Origin of the sequence: Klebsiella sp. BIGb0407 (genome assembly GCF_024807845.1) — a bacterium.
GTDB lineage: Bacteria > Pseudomonadota > Gammaproteobacteria > Enterobacterales > Enterobacteriaceae > JGM124.
In genome coordinates this window covers 531,686-545,405 of sequence record NZ_JANUEQ010000001.1, presented here as the reverse complement: position 1 = coordinate 545,405, position 13,720 = coordinate 531,686, and the positions used below count along the sequence as shown (strand labels likewise).

At 45.8% G+C, this 13,720-nt stretch carries 12 protein-coding genes; 7 read left to right on the top strand and 5 right to left on the bottom strand.

Features of this window, described 5'->3' with window-relative positions; genetic code table 11:
- Positions 1 to 75: 75 nt before the first annotated feature.
- Both dcp and M2387_RS02560 read left to right on the top strand, forming a co-directional pair.
- Positions 76 to 2,121, top strand: coding sequence for a peptidyl-dipeptidase Dcp (dcp, locus tag M2387_RS02565; RefSeq protein ID WP_259046962.1), 2,046 nt, complete (start codon positions 76 to 78; stop codon positions 2,119 to 2,121).
- 85 nt (positions 2,122 to 2,206) lie between these two features.
- Positions 2,207 to 2,395: a YdiH family protein gene (locus tag M2387_RS02560; RefSeq protein WP_259048258.1), complete on the top strand. Its 189-nt coding sequence runs from the start codon at positions 2,207 to 2,209 to the stop codon at positions 2,393 to 2,395.
- A 50-nt stretch (positions 2,396 to 2,445) separates the two neighbouring features.
- On the opposite strand, the gene M2387_RS02555 is transcribed toward M2387_RS02560, so the two are convergent.
- Positions 2,446 to 3,069, bottom strand: a complete 624-nt coding sequence (locus M2387_RS02555; protein WP_259046961.1) for a LysE family translocator — start codon at positions 3,067 to 3,069, stop codon at positions 2,446 to 2,448.
- A gap of 92 nt (positions 3,070 to 3,161) precedes the next feature.
- Positions 3,162 to 4,025, bottom strand: a complete 864-nt coding sequence (locus M2387_RS02550) for a LysR family transcriptional regulator (protein WP_259046960.1) — start codon at positions 4,023 to 4,025, stop codon at positions 3,162 to 3,164.
- Between the two features lie 88 nt (positions 4,026 to 4,113).
- On the opposite strand from M2387_RS02550, the gene M2387_RS02545 reads away from it, so the two are divergent.
- The gene (locus M2387_RS02545) at positions 4,114 to 4,548 is read left to right on the top strand and encodes a multidrug/biocide efflux PACE transporter (protein ID WP_259046959.1); all 435 of its coding nucleotides are present in this window, start codon (positions 4,114 to 4,116) and stop codon (positions 4,546 to 4,548) included.
- 65 nt (positions 4,549 to 4,613) lie between these two features.
- On the opposite strand, the gene tam is transcribed toward M2387_RS02545, so the two are convergent.
- Positions 4,614 to 5,372 carry a trans-aconitate 2-methyltransferase gene (tam, locus tag M2387_RS02540; RefSeq protein ID WP_259046958.1) on the bottom strand — a complete coding sequence of 253 codons (759 nt, stop codon included), beginning with the start codon at positions 5,370 to 5,372 and terminating at the stop codon, positions 4,614 to 4,616.
- Positions 5,373 to 5,724: 352 nt separating this feature from the next.
- Positions 5,725 to 6,642 (bottom strand): bestrophin family protein, encoded by a 918-nt coding sequence (locus M2387_RS02535; protein WP_259046957.1) that lies wholly within the window; start codon positions 6,640 to 6,642, stop codon positions 5,725 to 5,727.
- 410 nt (positions 6,643 to 7,052) lie between these two features.
- Here M2387_RS02535 and M2387_RS02530 point away from each other — a divergent pair, with 410 nt between their 5' ends.
- Together M2387_RS02530 and M2387_RS02525 are read left to right on the top strand one after the other, a co-directional pair.
- Positions 7,053 to 8,936, top strand: coding sequence for a glycoside hydrolase family 3 protein (locus M2387_RS02530; RefSeq protein WP_259048256.1), 1,884 nt, complete (start codon positions 7,053 to 7,055; stop codon positions 8,934 to 8,936).
- 108 nt (positions 8,937 to 9,044) lie between these two features.
- Entirely contained in the window at positions 9,045 to 10,076 is a 1,032-nt protein-coding gene (locus tag M2387_RS02525; RefSeq protein WP_259046956.1) for an OmpG family monomeric porin, read from the top strand.
- Between the two features lie 52 nt (positions 10,077 to 10,128).
- On the opposite strand, the gene M2387_RS02520 is transcribed toward M2387_RS02525, so the two are convergent.
- The gene (locus tag M2387_RS02520; RefSeq protein ID WP_259046955.1) at positions 10,129 to 10,986 is read right to left on the bottom strand and encodes an SIS domain-containing protein; all 858 of its coding nucleotides are present in this window, start codon (positions 10,984 to 10,986) and stop codon (positions 10,129 to 10,131) included.
- A gap of 366 nt (positions 10,987 to 11,352) precedes the next feature.
- On the opposite strand from M2387_RS02520, the gene murQ reads away from it, so the two are divergent.
- Positions 11,353 to 12,261: an N-acetylmuramic acid 6-phosphate etherase gene (gene murQ, locus M2387_RS02515; RefSeq protein ID WP_259046954.1), complete on the top strand. Its 909-nt coding sequence runs from the start codon at positions 11,353 to 11,355 to the stop codon at positions 12,259 to 12,261.
- Between the two features lie 2 nt (positions 12,262 to 12,263).
- Entirely contained in the window at positions 12,264 to 13,715 is a 1,452-nt protein-coding gene (gene murP, locus M2387_RS02510) for a PTS N-acetylmuramic acid transporter subunit IIBC (RefSeq protein ID WP_259046953.1), read from the top strand.
- Positions 13,716 to 13,720 lie beyond the last annotated feature (5 nt).

The window sequence follows — 13,720 nt, the reverse complement described above, 5'->3', positions numbered from 1 at the left end:
GCACGGTAATCTGTTCGGGCAATCTTTTTACCCTTCATCGAATTATTTGTGATACCTATTTCCAGGGAGTGAACAATGTCTGCTGAAAACCCTTTATTAACGGTAAGTCTTCTGCCTTACCAGGCACCTTGTTTTGATACCCTGAAGGAGGAACATTATCGACCCGCTTTTGATGAGGCAACACGGATAAAAAGGGCTGAGATCGCCGAAATCGCGAATAACCCCGTTGAACCAACCTTTAATAACACCTTCCTGGCACTTGAACAGAGTGGCGTGATGCTCAGCCGGGTCAGCAATATCTTCTATGCCATGTCTGCCGCCCATACCAATGATAATCTCGAACAATTGGAAGCAGAGTTTTCCAGTGAACTGGCAGAATTAAATGATGAAATTCACCTCAATGAACGTCTGTTCGCGCGCCTGGATAAGGTTTACCAGCACCGGCAACAGCTTGAGCTGGATAAAGAATCACTGAGGCTGGTTGAGGTTGTCTGGCAGCGTTTCAGCTTATCAGGAGCTACCCTGACTGACGCCGATAAAACACAGATTAAGGCATTAAATAAAGAAGCTGCGCAGTTAACCAGTCAGTTTAATCAGCGACTTCACGCGGCAAATAAGGCAGCGGCTTTGGTGGTTGATGATGTCCTCCTTCTTGAAGGGTTTACCGCCAGTGAGATCGCTGCGGCAGCACAGGCGGCAAAGGAGAGTGGGCAGGAAGGTAAATGGGTTATTCCTTTGCTGAATTTTACCCAGCAACCCGCGCTGCAAACGTTAACCCACAGGGCAACGCGTGAAGAACTATTCCTCGCTGGCTGGAATCGAACTCAGCGTAAGGATGCCTTTGATACTCAGTCTATCGTTGCCCGTCTGGTGATTTTGCGGGCTGAACAGGCGGCGCTACTTGGTTTTGAAAACTATGCAGCATGGAAAATCGCCGATCAGATGGCAAAAACGCCTGCCGCGGCATTACAGTTTATGCGTGATATCGTACCGGCGGCGACAGAGAGAGCAACGCACGAGCAGCATGATATTCAGCAGCTTATGGATAAACTGAATAGCGGATATTCACTGGCTGCGTGGGACTGGCAGTTTTTCGCCCAGAAAGTGAGAATGGAAAAATATCAGCTGGATGAGGGGCAAATCAAACCCTATTTTGAGTTAGGTAATGTGCTTCAAAAAGGGGTTTTCTGGGCCGCAAGTCAACTATTTGGCCTGCAATTTGTCGAACGTTTTGATATTCCTGTCTATCATCCCGATGTCCGGGTCTGGGAGATTTTTGATGCTGACGGGCAGGGAATTGCACTATTTTACGGTGACTTCTTTGCGCGTAGTAGTAAGTCTGGTGGTGCATGGATGGGCAACTTTGTCGATCAGTCCCGGCTCCATAGCGCTTCACCGGTTATCTATAATGTATGCAATTACCTCAAACCGGTGTCCGGTGAGCCCGCGTTACTCTCCTGGGATGATGTCGTGACACTGTTTCACGAGTTTGGCCATACATTGCATGGTTTATTTGCCAGCCAGCAGTTCCCCGCCTTGTCTGGCACCAATACTCCGCGCGATTTTGTAGAATTCCCCTCGCAAATTAACGAGCACTGGGCTCGTCAGCCTGAGGTTTTTGCTCACTATGCTCGTCATTATCAGACGGATGAGCCTATGCCCGATACGCTGCGTGAACAGCTATTCCGTTCAGCGCAGTTTAATAAAGGTTATGATATGACCGAACTGCTATCAGCGGCTTTGCTAGATTTACGCTGGCACAGTCTGGACAAAGAAACCACTGTTAAAGATATTGTCACGCTGGAAGAGAGGATACTGGCCGAGGAGCATATCGGGTTAAAAGCGGTTCCACCTCGTTATCGCAGCAGCTACTTTGCCCATATTTTTGGCGGCGGCTATGCTGCGGGTTATTACGCTTATATCTGGACCCAAATGCTCGCTGATGACGGTTATCAATGGTTTGTCGAGCAGGGAGGGTTAACTCGTGCTAATGGTCAGCGTTTTCGTGATGCTATTTTATCCCGGGGTAATAGTGAAGACCTTGAGTGTTTATACCAGAGCTGGCGTGGGCATGCCCCGCTGCGTGAACCGATGCTTAAAAATCGTGGGCTGATAAAATAGTTACGCTAAATATGGTTGTTTTTTGTTCATGTGTGAATCTTCGCGCTATACTGAGAATCGTTGCACAATGATGATGAGGATAATGATGGACGCCAGAATGACACCTGCCACGCTAGCAATTGAATTCCTGAGAAGAGAAAACAGTAAACTCACTCCGGCTCAGTATCTGAGCCAGCTTCAGCAATTAACGCTGGAGTTTGCTGATTTAATGGAGTTAACCAACCGGGAGCTGCGCGAAGAAATTTCGTATGCCAGTCAACTGGGAATTCACTAGCGATGAATAAGGCCACAATAGCCTGAGCTAAAAGTGGCCTCAATTTTTGGTTAGCGTGAAGAAAAAATCAGTTTCAAACCGAGTAGCCCCATAACGCTGCCCGCCACCCGGTCTATAACCGTTTTAAAACGAATATAGACATTGCGTGAACGTTCGGTCGAAAGCGCAACAGTCACCAATGAATACCAGCCAGCATCAATAATGAAACTTATCAGTGGCAGCGCAATATAGTAATACGCGGGGATCTCGCGTGGCAGCAGCGCGGTAAAAATACTGGCAAAGACCACCGCAGTTTTTGGATTACTTAGCTGAGTGAACAACCCGTCACGAAAAGTCGCAAGCAGGCTTTTTTCGCCAATACTGACTTTCCCCATGCTTAATGGCTCGCGGGAATGGCGTATTATTTTATAGGCCAGCCAGAGCAAGTAAACTCCACCAACAATTTTCAGCGCAGTATAAGCCACCGGCACGGCCAGTAAAAAAGCTTGAAGGCCGAGTAATGCCAGTAAGGCAAAGATAGCCGCTCCAACTCCTGTGCCCATGGCAGTGGCCAGGCCATGGTTACGAGATCGTGCCACCGCATTTTGTGCGACATAGACAAAACTCGGGCCAGGACTGATTGCGCCAATCGCTAACGTAGCGGCGATAGCGAGCAGGGTTGTGAAGGTATCCATAGGGTTATTGTCCGCTTGAGAGAAAAAAGATTAATAACCCGAAGTGACAGGGCTGACAATCACTATTTCATTTTTTTGTCAGGATAATTAAATTATTGTCTGGAACGTAGCTGGTCTATAAGCCAGCGGCCAGCGGGTCCCGGCGGGGTTTTATTTGACCAGGCGACATCGACTTCAAATAACTTCGGCCAGCCTTCAAGTGAAAGTTCCTGTAATACCTGATGACCAAATTGCTCCACCAGCCAGCGGGGCAGAATGCCCCAGCCAAACCCTTGCTCTGCCATTTCCAGTAACATTAGCAGAGAGGGTGATGACCAGACTGGACCCGTTGATAATACGTTATCCGGACGCACATAGGTCTTCAACACTAGCTGCCGTACTGTCTGTAACGCGTCAATATCAAGCTCTTTCTGACATGCCAGCGGATGATTTTGATGGATAAAAATAGCCATTTCAGTCCCCACTTGCAGACGTGCAGTAGAGATATTTGTCGGGTAATGATTTTGCACTCGCAGAACACCTACATGAGCACGGCCAGACTGAATGGAGTCGATAACATCATCATCTTCGGCAATAATGCACTCAAATTCTATGTCCGGATAACGTTCAGAAAACTGCTGTAAAATAGACTCGTGATGGCTGGTTTGCCAGAGATCGGAGAGCACAAAACTCAGGCGGGGTTCAATATTATCCGTCAGTCTGACGGCGAATTCATCTAACCGTTCATTGGCAGCAAAAATAGCCTTTACATAGGGTAAAACGCCTAATCCTTGAGGCGTTATCCTGGGATGGCGGCTAGTGCGGTCGAAAAGCTCTACGCCCAGATCGGCTTCCAGATTGGCGATTGCGGTGCTGATGGTTGACTGGCTTTTTTTGAGTTTACGCGCGGCTGCAGAAAATGAACCCGACTCAACAGCATACAAAAACGCTTCCAGTGACTCCGGAGAATAATTCATGATCTATCGCTTTTATCGATGGTTACTAACTTTATATTATCATTAATTACGATGAGAATAACCGCCATAAGTGAATTGGAGTTCATTGATGAAAAAGCAAAATCGTAGTTTAGGTGAGCGTATTATCCACGCTGTGTCATTTGAAGTCATTGCCCTGGCCATTTGTGCGCCAACGGCGGCCTGGCTGATGGATAAACCGTTATTTCAGATGGGTGCGCTGGCCATTATGCTGTCAACCGTCGCGATGTTATGGAACATGATTTATAACACCGGTTTTGACAAATTTTTCCCGCCAGGCCAGCCACGCAGTTTTAAAGTTCGCGTCTGCCATGCTCTGGGGTTTGAAAGCGGTTTTATTCTGATCGGTTTGCCGATTGCAGCTTGGATGTTACAGGTTTCGTTACTTGAAGCGCTGATGGTTGAGATAGGATTCTTTCTTTTCTTCCTGCCTTACACCGTTATTTTTAACGCCTGTTACGACTGGTTGCGTGCCCGTCGTTTGCAACTCGCAACAGAAAAATAGGCCCTCTGCATTACTGAAAAAGCCGTCGGGGAGATTACTCCCTGACGGCTTTTTTGTTTTAATTATTACAGCAGCTTACGCGCCACAATGAACAGGCGAGGGAAGGGCATCAGGATATTACCGTCAGATTGTTCTTTATAGTGCTGTTTCAGTAACTCATGGTAGCGTTCGAGATAAGCCTCTTGCTGGTGGGGTGCCAGATGATTAACAAAACGGCGTAGCCCGGTGGTACTTAACCAGTCAATAATGGCCTGCGTCGAGGGAAGAACATGAAAGTAGGTGGTACGCCAGATATCTACCTCACAGCCCGCATGACTCAAGAGATCGTAGTAGGCCTGGGCGCTGAGAATGGCTTCACGATGATCGTGTGAATATCCCTGCTCATCCGCAACATCGCGCATCAGACGATGGGTGTGCTCTTGCCAGTTATCGGGCATCTGAACCGCAAGGACTCCGCGCGGTGAGAGCTGGGCAGCCAGATGGGGAAAGAGAGTCTCGTGATTGTTTACCCACTGTAACGACGCGTTGGCAAAAATGACATCTTGTTTTTTCTCAGGTTGCCAGCAACTGATATCGCTCTCTACAAACTGACAGCCAGGTAAGATAGCGCGTGCTTTTTCTAACATCGCAGGTGAGGTATCAATTCCGGTGATCCGTGCTTTAGGATGTTGCTTACAGAGTACGGCAGTAGAGTTACCTGGGCCACAGCCTAAATCCGTGATAGCGACGGCTTGTGGGAAATGGATACGAGCAGCGAGCTCTTTTACCGGGCGGGTTCGTTCCGCTTCAAATCGTAGATAGGATGTTGGGTTCCAGTCCTGCATTGTAATACCTTTATTTTTGAAAATTAATACTTTATTCACGCTGTTTTAGCTTGCAGTCGGTGACCTTTTAAGAGTAGTGCAGAATATTTATTCTGATAAAAATAGTTATTCACCAAGTGATTGTCAGCTATCAATAGCATGGCTCACTGTAACGCTCGGCTAAGTCGAATACGTTTAGTGATGAGTAATATATCGTATTAAGTTACCTGGTACTTCGCATTGAAGATAATCAGATATATCTCAAAGGTTGTTTTTTCGGTCAAACAGACTTTATCTTGTGAGCAGAAATCTAACCTGTGTCTCCTGGCTCAGCACCTGTTTTATTGTCGGTGCTGAGCCTTCCAGCCTTTTATTAACTCAGACGGTAATAGCGGTTTGGCATTAAGGCTGATGGCAGCGTGGTCTCATCATTCATATTCCTGATGTCACGTTCAATGGCAATACAAATAGCATCCAAGGGCAGGTCGTTATCCTCGGTACCAAAAGGATCTTCAAGCTCTTCTGCCAGTGAGTCCAGGGCAATGAATGTATAAGAGATAAATACCGAGAGAAAAGGCGTCATGTAATGCAGGTCGGTGACCAGGGCAAAGGGCAGCATGATGCAAAAGATATAGACGGTGCGATGCAGTATCAGGCTGTAAGCGAAAGGCAGTGGGGTAGTAATGATACGTTCACAGCCACCCGACACCTCAGAAAGTGCATTCAAGTTCTTATTGAGGCTTTGCCATAAAATGTCTGAGATCTCTCCTTGCTGGCGTTTTTCATTGAGCCAGTTACCCATCAGAACCAAAATGCGATTCTGAGGGGTATGACTTTCGCTGACCCAGGCAAGCTGGGCAGGCGTCAGATAGCGACTCAATATTTCTTGTTGCGGTTGTTTGCGTAGCGACATACGTAAGCTATTACAGAAGGCCAACTGCAAATTAATAAATGCCTGGACTGACTCGGGCTGGTGCCCCAGTAATGTTCTGACCTCACGAAGTAAGGAACGAGAAGTAATCGCCAGTTGCCCCCACAACAGCCGAGCTTCATTAAAACGTGCATAGCAAACGCTATTACGGAATCCCAGAAAGATAGCAATCGCTACCCCCAGTACACTAAAAGGCGCCATGGTTAATTTAATACCGAGCGTTTCATACCAGGGCAGAAAGAAAATGACGCTGACAGAGAGGAGCAGGTTTAACAGGAGTCGCGAATAAATTTTTTCGAGTACCGAACCGTGCCAGACAAACAACCGGGTCAGCCAGTGCTGATGAGGACGAACAATCATAAGAAATATCAGACGAGAAATAGAAGCCTGCTATTTAACGGCAGAACGATGATGAAGATCAATAAAATAGTGCCGGTATCTTTATTGTATAAGTGACACTGTCACGTTATTGGTAAGCGTCATATTCCTTCAGACAGCCTGTATTGAGCTTTTCAATCTTTCGATACGTTGAATTCAGACTCAAAAAAAACATATAAAAATCAGTATCATATATTGATATTTGGTCATTTCTCTTTTACAGGAAATAGCTGGGCTTTGTCTGTTAATGCAGCTAGCGAGGTGACAAAAAGCAAAATTGTGATCAACGCCAAGGAATAATTAATTCCTTACATTGATACTATATGAAATCAAAAATTCCTTTAACGTTGTATTTGAGTAACAAAAGGTTCTAAATGAAAAAAATAGTCGCCATGACGGTTAGCGCACTACTTGCAGGTTGTGTCAGCCATGTTGCACAACAGCCTCTCACTGATGCTCAGTTAGAAGGTTTGTGGAAAGATCCGCATAAAAATGCCGAACTTATCCTTTCACAGATGACGACTAAAGAAAAAATTGGTCAAATGCTGATGCTGGATATTCGTCAGTGGGACGAGAACCCGCAGGGATATGCGGGAGAGCGTAAAGAAGAGACCAGCGTTCACGCCCTGCCTGCAGCGCTGGCTGATATGATTTATGATTATCGCCTTGGCGGCATTATTTTGTTCCGCGAAAACTTCATGACAACCGCTCAGTCTTATAAATTGATCGAAGATATTCAGAGCGCACGTTATCGTCTGCCTCTGCTGATTGGAACCGATCAGGAAGGCGGCTATGTCACTCGCTTACGTGAAGGCACCGAAATGCCGGGCAATATGGCATTAGCAGCAACGCGTGATATCTCTATGGCGAAGGGATCAGGTGAAATTCACGGTTCTGAGCTGTCAGCATTAGGCGTGAATATTAATTTCGCACCTTCTGTTGATGTCAATGTGAATCAAAATAACCCGGTCATTGGTGTTCGCTCGTTCAGTAGTGATACTGGCCTGATTAACGATATGGCCAGTGCTTATATCGACGGTTTACAGAAACATCATGTTACCGCAACCATCAAACACTTCCCGGGCCACGGTAATGTCGAGACTGACTCACATGTTGGCTTGCCTGTGGTTCCTTACTCTGAACAAGAGTGGCGCCAGAATGATTTAGTCCCGTTCAAATACGCTATTGATAACGGTATTAAAGCGATAATGACCGGACATATCGTGGTCCCCGCACTCGATAATAGCAAAGTGATTTCCAGGCATGACGGCAAGGAAATGGGCCTACCCGCGACCTTATCGAAAAAAATCCTTACCGATATTCTCCGTAATGAATTGCACTACAAAGGCCTTGTTTTTACCGATGCATTAGATATGGGGGCTGTTGCGGATAACTTTGGCACCAATGAAGCCGTAGAGCAGGCATACTTAGCGGGCGTTGACGTCGCCGTTATGCCGGTTCATATCTGGGATAAACAAGGCATGGAGAAGCTAGCCAGCCTGTATCAGTATATTGAAAAACAGAGCCAGGTGAACCCAGAGCTGGCTAAGCGTATCAACGAGTCCGCATTGCGCGTTGTTGAATATAAGCTGGATAACAAACTGTTACCGCAGCCGATGTATACCGAAGCACATGCTCTGTCAGTTGTTGCTTCAGCAGAACATAAAAACTACGAACGCAAAGTTGCCGAGAAATCAGTAACCTTAATTGAAAATAAAGGCGTTTTACCTTTCACGTTGAAAAAACAGAATAACATTCTGGTGATTTCTGATGAAAAAGCACGTAATGAATTGATTAAAAAAGAGTTAAATCAAATCAGCAGCGAGCTGAAAGGCAAAACTATCGATACCACGGGTATTGATGTTGATCTGTCAGGGCAAACCTTACCTCAGGGAATGGATAAGCAAATTAATCATTCAGATTTTATTATCCTCGTGACCTATAATTTGAAAGCACAAGATAATGCTGCCCAGTCTATTATTAACCTGGCTGCAAAATATAAAAAACCAGTGGTAGTGATTTCTTCCCGCAATCCCTATGATATTTCTGCCCTGAAGAATGTGAAGGCGAATATTGCTATTTATGGCATTACCGGCTTTGACATCACTAATGCAGGTCGTAACTCTCTGGAAGCGAATATTAAAGCAGGTATCAGAAGTTTGTTTAAAGATTCTCAGGGCGTTACCTTTAATAATCCGACAGGTAAGCTCCCTGTTGATATTAAAGCTAGCAATGGAAAAGTCATCTACCCACTGGGTCACGGTATGACATACTAATATTTTCTAAAATAAAGGGTCATAGATATTATGACCCTGTTACTGATAGTTTTATAAAAAATAAAATAACCCTCAAAAAAACAGATTAATTTTACTGGCAGGTTTCCTATGAATTATGCAAAACATTCGTATTTGTTTTTATTATTGACTGCACTGCCTTCAGTTAGCCAGGCGGTAGTTGATGAGCCACTTGAAGAAAAAGCAACAGAGCAAGCAGCACAACAACCTACTAAAAAAATAGCTGAAGAATCAAAATTCAATATCTCCAGTAATACATTCCTGGAGATAGAGGAGTTTAAAGGGTATAAAATTAACGATAAGAAAGTCTTTGATAAAATTAGCCCGGTCGTTCAGGTAGCCATTCAGCCTGTGGACTCAAAGTGGAGTTATTTTATGGAGTATAAAGTCTCCATGCGTAACTACACGACCAATTTCCACTCAGAACAGACCTCCTATAATCGTAACCGCTTACAGTTACAGGCTAACCGGAATCTGATTAAAAATCAGGATGCCACCCTGAATCTTAGTTTCGTTTATCGTAAAGAATCTAATGATGTAAAAAATGGTATGCCAGCGAAAAACTCTTACCACTCTTACTGGTTGATTCCCGGCGGTAGTTATAATTTTAACGAACAATTTGCTTTCGTTTTCTGGGATGCAGGTTACTACTATGATAATGCTTTCTCGGGCCCGGGTTATAACGACTGGGAATGGGAAAGTGAACATGGGTTCCAGTACCGAATTAACGATAAAATGCTGGCTAAACTGATGTATTACACTGACTGGACCTGGAACAGTCATGGCGATAAGACTTGGGAGCAAAACCAGATCCGTGGTTATTTCCCGACGACCATTAATGAGCAGTGGAACATTCAGCCTTATTTCCGCTACTTCCTCAATGAAAAGAACTATGACCCTGTAAGCGGTGCAACCACCAACCGTGCTGACAACGGCGGGTTGCGTTTAGGTCTGATTGTAAACTATAACCTGACGCCTAAAACAACCCTCTGGACGAATCTGGCGTGGGAACAGACCACCTGGGAACACTCCAAAAACAGCCAGCAGGTTCATCTGACGTACGGGGATGATAATACCCAGGACTTCCGCCTCTACTCAATTGGTATTCGTCACACCTGGTAGTGCCAGAAACCTTAATAGTGAAGAACTTACCCGGGGTCAGGCGCCCCGGGTTTTATTTTAATTTCTCAATCATCTCTTTACTGCGATTAATATACTGCTGACTTCTTTCGTTATCCTCTTGTAGCAGACAAACAAAGAGTAAGTCAGTAATGGTATTTTGAGCCGTACGCGCTGAAATAGAAGAGCTGCGCCAGCGTGTTTCATCTGCCAGAGTATCCAGGGTGTAATCGGCTATTTTCCGCAGCGGGCTTTCCTGCAATGATGTGACAGCAACCAGCTGGGCGCCGTTATTTTTCGCGACTTGAGCGGCCAGTAATATCTCTTTGAGTGAACCGGAGTAGGAAATAGCAATCTGGATATCTCCCGGGCCGAGTGACTGAGCCACTGTTATCTGTACGTGCCCGTCCATTTCATTCATGACGGGATAACCAATTTTCATCAGTTTATAAGCGAGGTCTTTAGCCACCAGAGCAGACCCACCGATACCGGTAATTTGGATCCTGCGAGCTGATTTCATTAAAGAGATGGCTTTTTCCAGCTGAGAAAAATTCACATTGTCAGTTGAATCACGCAACGCCTGCTGTTTTTCAAGGCAGAGTTTTTCCGCGATGATAGCCGGACTATCATGGACGCTGATACTGCTATGCAAGTGCTGATCGGCGATATTTATTTGCTTGTTCAGCTGCCCCCATTCTTCGATCAGCGCCATTTTAAGATCGGTAAATCCTTTGAAGTTCAATCTTTTGGCAAACTTAACGATACTGGACTGGCTAATGTTTAGCTGAGTGGCAATTTCTTGTGATGAGTATTGTTTCAATATTTCAGGATGGGCTAACAGGTAATCGGCGATGGTGCGTTCACCCGGTGTAAATTGTTCTTTATTCAGTGAAATAAGTTGTAAAATACGCATCGGTGTTAACCTGGGAAAATAACAATAGCCTCTATCATAGCGGTGATGACCTGTAGAAGGAAACAGGGAGAACAGAACAACATTTCGTTCCTCAACTCGCTCCACTGTGGCCAAAATTCTTATCCAGGTTCGCAGGAGCCTGATGTCGGTGTAAAATAATAATAATTTATTCCAAAATTATTCCATTGTTAGGAATTGTGTTTTTATTATTATTTTCAATGGCGTGTGTATTTTTAATCTTATTAATCTTTATTTTATTCTTTTTTTGAGGCGAGGTTAGAATCGTTTTAACGTGATTCACATCACTAACGAGTAATAAAATATTCCATATCATAGTCGACAGATTACTTTGACGGATTAAGCACAATGCAAATTAACTTAAAAAAAATGATTACCGAAAGCCGCAATCCAGCCAGTGCGGATATTGATACTTTATCCACGCTGGACGTGTTAACTGTTATTAATCAGGAAGATAAGAAAGTTCCTCTGGCTGTTGAAGCCGCTATTCCGGAAATTACACAAGTCGTTGATGCCGTGGTTGTCGCTTTTTCCAGAGGCGGACGTTTGATCTACAGCGGCGCGGGTACCTCTGGCCGTTTAGGGATCCTCGATGCCAGTGAATGTCCGCCGACTTATGGTACGCCAGCCAGTCAGGTCGTGGGCATTATCGCCGGTGGTCACAAAGCCATTTTACAGGCGGTAGAAAATGCCGAGGATAATGGCGAAATGGGGGCTCAAGACCTCAAGGATATCGATTTTAATGAAAAAGATGTTCTGGTCGGTATCGCCGCGAGTGGCCGTACCCCTTATGTCCTGGGCGCAATGGCTTACGCGAAAAGTGTTGGCGCTACGGTTGCGGCAATTTCTTGTAATCCTGGCAGTGCAATGAGTCTGAGTGCTGATATTGCGATTGAACTCGTTGTCGGACCTGAAGTTGTCACGGGTTCCTCGCGGATGAAAGCCGGGACGGCACAGAAGCTGGCCCTTAACATGATAACTACCGGTTCTATGATCCGCAGCGGTAAAGTCTATGGCAACTTGATGGTCGATGTTGAAGCGACTAACGCCAAACTTGTTCAGCGTCAGGTCAATATTGTCGTTGAGGCGACTGACTGTACGCCGGATGTTGCTGACCAGGCGCTTAATGCATGCCAGCGCCACTGCAAAACGGCGATTTTAATGGTGCTGAGCGGGCTGTCTGCCAGTGAAGCCAGTGCGTTGTTAAAGAAAAATAACGGCTTCATCCGTCAAACACTTCAGGGGATGAATATCTAATTATGGCTAAAATTACCGGCTCGATGATTGAAAGTATCCTGCGCCTTACCGGCGGCAGTAACAATATCACTCTGTGCGGCAACTGCATGACGCGTCTTCGACTGACGCTGAAAAATCGCGACCTTGTACAAAATGACGAATTGAAGAAAGTTCCGGGTGTACTGGGGGTGGTCAACGGCGACGATCAGCTGCAAATCATTCTTGGGCCTGGCAAAGCACAGACTGCCAGCGATATGATGAATGAAATGATCAAGTCCGGTGCACAGATAGAGCCGGATAATAGCGAGTCAGCCGATTTACAGGCTCTCGCCAGCCAGAATAAAAAACAGATGAAAGCGAAGCAGAATAGTGCTGTTCATAACTTTCTGACTAAATTCGCCACCATCTTTACTCCGTTAATTCCCGGGTTTATTGCTGCAGGTTTGTTGTTAGGTATCGCGACGCTGCTTCAGCAATCACTGTTTATTGAAGGTGAAACACCGGCACTCTGGTTAACCCAGCTGATTGCTTATATGAAAGTATTCAGTATCGGTCTGTTTACGTTCTTAAGTATTCTGATTGGTTTTAATACCCAGAAAGCGTTCGGTGGTACCGGTGTTAATGGTGCGATTATTGCCTCACTGTTTATCCTGCGCTATGTGCCGGAAGGGACAGTGGGTTATTACGCCGGCATGGATAACTTCTTCGGGCTGGCTATTGACCCGCGCGGTAATATCATCGGCGTATTATTAGCCTGTATGGCCGGGGCGTGGATTGAGCGGCAGGTTCGTCGCTTTGTGCCTGATAACCTTGATATGATCCTGACTTCAGGGATCACCTTACTGCTGACAGGCGCGCTGACTTACCTGGCGATAATGCCAATCGGTGGTGAGCTGTTTAAAGGCATGACCTGGCTGTTCCTGCACCTGAATGGTAACCCTATCGGGACTGCGGTACTGGCCGGTTTGTTCTTAATTGCCGTGGTATTTGGTATTCACCAAGGATTTGTTCCGGTCTATTTTGCCTTGATGGATGCGCAGGGCTTTAACTCACTGTTCCCAATCCTTGCTATGGCAGGTGGTGGACAGGTTGGTGCAGCCCTGGCGCTGTATTATCGTTCAGCGAAAGGTTCCATGCTGCGTACTCAAGTGAAAGGTGCCATCTTTCCGGGCCTGCTCGGTATCGGCGAGCCTCTGATTTACGGCGTAACCTTACCGCGATTGAAGCCTTTTGTGACCGCATGTCTTGGCGGCGCAGTGGGTGGCTTCTTTATCGGTCTGGTTGCCTGGATGGGGCTTCCGGTGGGATTAAATACCGTATTTGGCCCGTCAGGTCTGGTGTCAATTCCACTGATGACCTCAAGTCAGGGTATCTTCGCCGGAATGGCAGTCTACGTAGTGGGGATCTTTATCTCTTATGTTGCAGGCTTTGTACTGACCTGGTTCTTCGGCAGTAAGAATGTTGACCTGAGCTAATAGCT

Coding starts and splice junctions, on each gene's coding strand:
- M2387_RS02520 (WP_259046955.1), bottom strand. CDS start 10,986: ATGCGTATTTTACAACTTATTTCACTGAATAAAGAACAATTTACACCG.
- murP (WP_259046953.1), top strand. CDS start 12,264: ATGGCTAAAATTACCGGCTCGATGATTGAAAGTATCCTGCGCCTTACC.
- tam (WP_259046958.1), bottom strand. CDS start 5,372: ATGCAGGACTGGAACCCAACATCCTATCTACGATTTGAAGCGGAACGA.
- M2387_RS02555 (WP_259046961.1), bottom strand. CDS start 3,069: ATGGATACCTTCACAACCCTGCTCGCTATCGCCGCTACGTTAGCGATT.
- M2387_RS02560 (WP_259048258.1), top strand. CDS start 2,207: ATGGACGCCAGAATGACACCTGCCACGCTAGCAATTGAATTCCTGAGA.
- M2387_RS02530 (WP_259048256.1), top strand. CDS start 7,053: ATGACGGTTAGCGCACTACTTGCAGGTTGTGTCAGCCATGTTGCACAA.
- M2387_RS02550 (WP_259046960.1), bottom strand. CDS start 4,025: ATGAATTATTCTCCGGAGTCACTGGAAGCGTTTTTGTATGCTGTTGAG.
- M2387_RS02535 (WP_259046957.1), bottom strand. CDS start 6,642: ATGATTGTTCGTCCTCATCAGCACTGGCTGACCCGGTTGTTTGTCTGG.
- dcp (WP_259046962.1), top strand. CDS start 76: ATGTCTGCTGAAAACCCTTTATTAACGGTAAGTCTTCTGCCTTACCAG.
- M2387_RS02545 (WP_259046959.1), top strand. CDS start 4,114: ATGAAAAAGCAAAATCGTAGTTTAGGTGAGCGTATTATCCACGCTGTG.
- murQ (WP_259046954.1), top strand. CDS start 11,353: ATGCAAATTAACTTAAAAAAAATGATTACCGAAAGCCGCAATCCAGCC.
- M2387_RS02525 (WP_259046956.1), top strand. CDS start 9,045: ATGAATTATGCAAAACATTCGTATTTGTTTTTATTATTGACTGCACTG.